Source organism: Roseateles sp. P5_B10 (assembly GCF_056400485.1).
The window spans coordinates 1-5,792 of sequence record NZ_JBFULE010000315.1; the positions used below are offsets into that span (position 1 = coordinate 1).

5 protein-coding genes are annotated in these 5,792 nt (G+C 66.0%); 3 read left to right on the plus strand and 2 right to left on the minus strand.

Annotated elements, in window-relative coordinates; all coding sequences use genetic code 11:
* Positions 1-289 precede the first annotated feature (289 nt).
* On the minus strand, positions 290-1,279 hold the full coding sequence (locus AC1DU6_RS17950) for a PEP-CTERM sorting domain-containing protein (protein ID WP_457325845.1): 990 nt from the start codon (positions 1,277-1,279) through the stop codon (positions 290-292).
* A gap of 259 nt (positions 1,280-1,538) precedes the next feature.
* On the opposite strand from AC1DU6_RS17950, the gene AC1DU6_RS17955 reads away from it, so the two are divergent.
* From AC1DU6_RS17955 to AC1DU6_RS17965, 3 genes are all read left to right on the plus strand, one after another.
* Positions 1,539-2,213 carry a PEP-CTERM sorting domain-containing protein gene (locus AC1DU6_RS17955; protein ID WP_477858674.1) on the plus strand — a complete coding sequence of 225 codons (675 nt, stop codon included), beginning with the start codon at positions 1,539-1,541 and terminating at the stop codon, positions 2,211-2,213.
* A 256-nt stretch (positions 2,214-2,469) separates the two neighbouring features.
* On the plus strand, positions 2,470-3,210 hold the full coding sequence (locus AC1DU6_RS17960; protein WP_477858675.1) for a class I SAM-dependent methyltransferase: 741 nt from the start codon (positions 2,470-2,472) through the stop codon (positions 3,208-3,210).
* Entirely contained in the window at positions 3,207-4,169 is a 963-nt protein-coding gene (locus AC1DU6_RS17965; protein ID WP_477858677.1) for a hypothetical protein, read from the plus strand. The genes AC1DU6_RS17960 and AC1DU6_RS17965 overlap by 4 nt, the downstream gene beginning before the upstream one ends.
* A gap of 61 nt (positions 4,170-4,230) precedes the next feature.
* On the opposite strand, the gene AC1DU6_RS17970 is transcribed toward AC1DU6_RS17965, so the two are convergent.
* The coding region (locus AC1DU6_RS17970) for an ATP-binding cassette domain-containing protein (protein ID WP_477858679.1) at positions 4,231-5,792 on the minus strand (1,562 nt) is incomplete at its 5' end.

The following is a 5,792-nucleotide window of genomic DNA, read 5'->3' on the forward strand; positions in this document are numbered from 1 at the left end:
ATCATCGACTCCTTAAGAACTAAGGCATCGCGCAAGCTTAACTGGTTAGGGGCCGCCATATGGTTCGTGGACTGGCCTCTGCGAATGTCGTCACCCATGCCTCACTGCGCTGCTCTCATCGGCGAGGTCCTCGAACTTTGCGCCAACATCGCCATGAGATGCCCCGCGTCGCAGGGCCAACCGAAGACAGATTGATTCCGGTCTGCGCCAGCATGCGAACCACCACGATCGACGAGCCGGTGAAGACCCAGCCCTTTACGGTGCGATGTCGGATTGCATGCCAGCCAAGTCAACGCTGTGAGCGGCGCACCCGATGCATCAGCACGACCAGCCCGAATGCCAGCAGACCCACGCTGCCCGGCTCAGGAACCGGGCTGGCAAAGGACTTGGCGAAATCGGCGCCGCTGCCTTCGCTCAGCGCAGTAAAGGCGACGGCATTGCCGTTGGCATCCGTCAGGCCCGATATGCCACCCCAGGCCACGGTGTGAGACAAATCGGTGCGAAAAGCGGCGTCGGTGGCCGAGCTGGCGCCGAACACATAGCCCGCTGAGGCAGAAGCGCTCACGGTGCCTGCAAAGTGCAGCGCGATCGGCGTGCCGAAGGCAAAGCTGACAGTGAACGTCTGGCTGCCGAACTCTCCATTGCTGGACTCGAACAGGGCGCCGTTGCCGTTGCGGGAGATCGAATGATCCCCATGCCAGGCGGCGCTGGGTGAGAGGGGCGATCCTGGCAGATAGCCCGCGTTCAATGTGACGTCGGCCGTCCACTGCCCGATGACGGACCAGTTGCCACTCACGTTGCCGTTGCCGCCGATGCTCCCCGAGGCACCGATCGAGAAGGTCAGCAGCCCCAAGGCGCCGGGGCCGCACAGACTCAGGTTCTGGCAATTGACGGCATTGATCGTGAATGCGTCGTCAATGCTGCCGTTGGCCGAACTGCTGCCATTCGCGTACATCGCGGCGCCGTTCGTGCTGGTCAGGTTGGCGCTGGCTTCGGCCAGCAGATGCAAGGCGCCCAGCCCCGCGGAGGCAGAGGCATTGGAACGGCCCAGCCCCGTGGACACCGCCGCCCCGCCGCCGGCCGCTTCGAACTGCGAAGACGTGGCCGTGAAACTGACAGGCACCGTGTCCGCGTTGGAGTGGTAGTCGGTCGGGCCAGGGATATTGATGGTGCCGCTGCCCGCCGAAGCCGTGGCCGAGAATTTTGGCGTCGCCGCTTGCGCGGCAGCCCCAATCAGCAACAGGCAGGCGGCCAGAACGAGTGCGGGTGAACGTGCCATGCCAATCTCCGATGTCGCTGAAGCGGCGGATTGACGCATGGAAACACCGCCCCGCCTAGCGCCAGCCCGGCCCGCATCGTCACTGTTGATGGCGCCAACCACCCTGTTCGGGTAATGGCACCCACCACGATTGAATTCGCGCCCGGCGCGCGATTTGACTAGATTCCCTCGGCCCGACCGTAACGCCGAAACCGAAGGAATTCATATGCATAGATCCTGGAGACTGCCCTCAATCGCCCTGCTTTTGAGCTTGCAATTCGTGGCGTCCTCAGCAGCGGCAGCGCCCTGCGATGGGTCGAGCGACCCCTGCACCATTGACCTCGGCCGTGCGTCGGCCAATTTCGCAACCGGCGCCGCGTCCTACTACGCCGAAGCAGTGCTGGTGAATGGCACGGATGCCTAMTACGGCGTGAACCCGCAGTTCCTGCCAACGCTGCAGGTCACGCACACGGCGGGCAGCGACGGCTTCACTTTCCAGCCGCAGATGTACGCCAGCGTGGGTGGCAGTGGTATCCAGGGATTGTTTGAAGTCGCGGCCACGCTGCAGTTCACCGGTCTGTCATTCACTGCGGAACCGGGCTACCAGATCACCGGCCTTCAGGCCGTGGTGAAGGGCAGCTTCTCCCTGGTGGGCAACGGCTATGGGGGGCTGTCCTTGCCCGGCCCGCTCCAGTGGGTCGATCAGAACTTCACCGCCATGGTCCCGCTCGATCCGGCCGCCGCTGACTTCCAGACCGGCTTCACGGTCGCGGCCAGCTATGTCGAGGGAGAAGACGGCACGGCGCTGTCATACGGGACCGGCAGTGCCAGCATCGACAGCGTGGCTTTCATCGTCAGCATCTCACCCGTGCCCGAGCCCGGCTCGTGGGTCCTGCTCGCGGCCGGCGGAGCACTGCTGCCGTGGCTGGTGAAGCGTCGGTCACGGCGTTCGTGAGGTGGACCATCACTAGCACTTTGCCTCGTCGAAGGGTGGACGCCGGAATCCCGTCCGGCGTTTCCGACCAGTCAAGTAACGGACGACGTGGTCCTCTGGCTACAACAACGTGGGCAGCAAGGCGGGCTGGCCCGCCGAAGTGCAGCGCGCCTTCGAAGCCTTTGCGCGCGGCGGCGGCTTCTCCATCACGAGGCGTTGAACCATTGGTCAACGCGGCGGAACCCACRCCCCCAACGCTCCTCTCCAAATGTCCCGCATGGCGCGACTCAAAACCGACTTGTCATCACCTTGCGGCGCTCCCGCCGACGCGACGGCCCGCTTCTACGATGGTGCGGCGGCTGGCTACGATGCCCTGGTTGATGGCCGAGACGACAACGTGGCGGTGCGGTTGTCGTTCTGTGAGCGCGTGGTGTCCATCGCTGGGCCGGGCGGGGTGATCCTGGATTTCGGTTGCGGTACTGGCACCGATGCGGCGTGGTATGCCGCGCGTGGGCACCGCGTCATCGCCTACGACGTCTCGCCCGGCATGGTGGATGTGCTGAGAGCGCGTTGTATCAACGAGATTGCGGCTGGGCGCATCACGCCGGCGGTGGGCCCGCTGGCCGCAATGGAAAACGCGCTTCAGGGAAGCCCTCCGGTTGCAGCCATTTCCGCCAACTTTGCCGTGCTGAGCCACGTGCGCGAGCTCAAGCCGCTGCTGCAACGGCTCGCGTCGCATGTGAAACCGGACGGGGCACTGGTGGCGAGTGTCCTCAATCCGTTCTACCGACAAGACATGCTGCACGCCTGGTGGTGGCGAAGCGCATTGCGTTCGGTCCGGACGGGAGCGATCGAGTTGAATGGCAAGGTCACGTCCTACCGGCATTTCGTCAGCGCCATACGCGAAGCGGCGGAACCTCATTTCGCCCTTGTGGAGGTTCGCGCAGCCAGTCGTAGCGCGCTGCTAGGGGCGCTCGATTCAAACTTCCTGTTTGTCGTTCTCCGCAGGCGGCCATGAGGCATTTGCTGTCCTTGTTGCGCAGCGGTAAGGGCCTGCGCTACGCGCCTGTGGTGTATGCCGATTCTGCGGAGTTTGCACTTCGAGTGGTGCTGCGAGGGCTGCCCAGCGGGCCCGTTGACGTCAGTGGCGACCACTGTCCCGTGTCCATGCGCCCCTTCGTTCTGGGGGTCCGCTTGGCGGCGAAGAATGTCGATCAAGGTGCCCTTGCGCCGTGCCCATGGCTGGAGATCTACCCGCCGAATTCTGAAACCACACCCTTGGCGCGGCTGGCATTGAAATCGGTCGGAATGCTGCCGATGAAGCAGGGCGCCCTGTACCTTTTCGAAGTGGCGCGCACGATGAACCGCTGCCTGCCGCGACCCACCTTGTGGCTCCGGTACTTGCTGGCCTGGCAAAACGCGCGGACCGCTGCTCGGCGAGGTGATGCGCTTCGCATGTCTGCGCGAGACCTGCGCGCGCTGAATGCCTACTACATCGTGGCGAGGCCGGTTTTTCTCGTGGGCGTGGGGCACGACGAGCGGGAGGACCTGTTCCCCATGGACCTCGTGGGCGCGCTGTCGTCGGGCGAGTACCTGCTGGCCCTGCGCGCAACGAGTCCGGGCGTTGCGCTCATGGAAGCCTCCAAGCGCATTGCCATGAGCAGCGCGCCCGCCGAGCTGCTTGAGGCCGTCTACGCCCTCGGAAACCGGCATCGCCAGCCCACGCTTGACCTGAACAAGTTGACCGTGCCGATCTCGTCGTCGCCGCTATTCGGGCTTCCCGTGCTGGATCAGGCAGGGCTCGTTCGTGAACTCTCCGTTGAGAGGGTCGAGCGAATCGGCTCGCATGTATTGTTCATTGCTCGCATCGAGCACGAAGCCGGGCTCTCAGGGCGGCAGCTCGCCCACATGAGCGGGACCTACATTGAATGGCTGCGGCGCAGTCAGCGGGGCTGCGAAGTGCTGGCGCCCTTGTAGAGCGCCACAACGGGAAGGAAGTTCGTCACTTTGGCGAGCCGGAAATGCATTGCGGCACGTGCTACCCGGCTGGCGAAGTGCCGGGCACGGGACCTCGCGCTTGTAACCGCCCGGCGACCATCTCCAATACTTGGTCCGCCTGGGCGATGAGGGCTGGATCGTGGCTGACGATGAACACCACGGGGCGGCCGGGCGCCTGGCGCAGCAGGCTGACGAGGGCCTGTGAACTGGCGCCGTCGAGGTGGTTGGTCGGCTCGTCCAGGATCAGCAGCCGCGGCGCGCGCAGCAGCACCCTGGCCAGGGCCACCCGCTGGCGCTCGCCACCGGACAGCGGGCTGCCGCCCGGGCCCAACCGGGTGTGCAGACCGTCGGCCCACGCGCTCAGCCGCGCGTCCAGACCCAGCGCATGCGCCATGCTTTGCACGGCCTGTGGCGTGACACCGGGCGCCGCATAGGCCATGTTGTCGTAGACAGTGCCGGCGAACAGCACGGCGTTCTGCGGCAGGTAGCCCAGGCCGCGCCGGAACGCCGACCGATCAATCTGCGCCCACGGCACGCCATCGACACGGATCGCGCCGCCATCGGCTTCGGCCAGACCGAGCAGCAGACGCAACAGCGTCGTCTTGCCCGCGCCGTTGGCGCCGGTCACCACGGTCACGCGCCCGGGCTCCAGGGCAAGATCGACGTCGCGAACCAGCATTCGTTTGCCGGCGCGGTGGCTCACGCCTTCCAGCGTCATGCGCCAGTGCGTCGGCGGTACACGGCCGTGATGCGCCGGCCCAGGCGGCATGGCCAGCAGCTGCTCGATGCTGTCCAGCGCCGGCACGCCCTGAGCCATCTCCTGCGACGCGCGCAACAGGCTCTGCAAGGCGCCGCGCAGCGCCAGTAGCAGGAACAGCACCGACGCCAGCTGCGCGCCCGACACTGCGGCACCGCCGGCCATGGTCAACCAGACGACGAGGCCCAGCAGCGCCAGGCCCAGCACCAGCGCGTCGAGCTCGGCTGCAAAGGTCTGCATCCTGGCCAGCGCACGCGTCAACGCATGGGTGCGCGCAACGCTCTGCCGGCAGGCTTGACGCTCGTGATGTTCGTTCGCCTGGCTGACCGCCAGCTCGTGGCGCAGGACGGTACCGCCCAACTGCTCATACAACTGGTCGATGGCAGCGTGCGCGCCAGCCATCTGGCCTGCCAGGCGACGTGAAAGCTGTCGCCGTGTCAGCCCCAGCAGCGCCAGTGCGAGGATCAGCGGCACGGCCAGCGCCGGCAGCATCGCCGCGATGCCGCCCAGGCACAGCAGCACCAGCATGGCTCCGGGCAGCAGGGTGCCGAAACAGGCCCGGGCCATCTGACCGAGCAGCTCGCCATGGCGCGTCATCGCCATCACGAAAGGCTCGACGCCCTGTTGATGCACGATGTCCACCGGCAAGTCCAATTGCCGCTCCACCAGCCRCTCGCGCACATGGGTCAGCCCGTCCTGCACGGCATCGATGACGAGACGCTGCCCGACATAGCCCAGTGCTGCTGCCGCCAGCAAGGCCAGGCAGGCCACCACCGCCCAGGCCGCGACTGCGTTGCCGCTGACGGCGCGGCCGATGGCGATCGACACCAGCAGCAGCGTGCCCG

Bases quoted from the DNA above. Each gene is read 5' to 3' on its own strand.
- AC1DU6_RS17950 (WP_457325845.1), bottom strand. From the start codon at position 1,279: ATGGCACGTTCACCCGCACTCGTTCTGGCCGCCTGCCTGTTGCTGATT.
- AC1DU6_RS17960 (WP_477858675.1), top strand. From the start codon at position 2,470: ATGGCGCGACTCAAAACCGACTTGTCATCACCTTGCGGCGCTCCCGCC.
- AC1DU6_RS17965 (WP_477858677.1), top strand. From the start codon at position 3,207: ATGAGGCATTTGCTGTCCTTGTTGCGCAGCGGTAAGGGCCTGCGCTAC.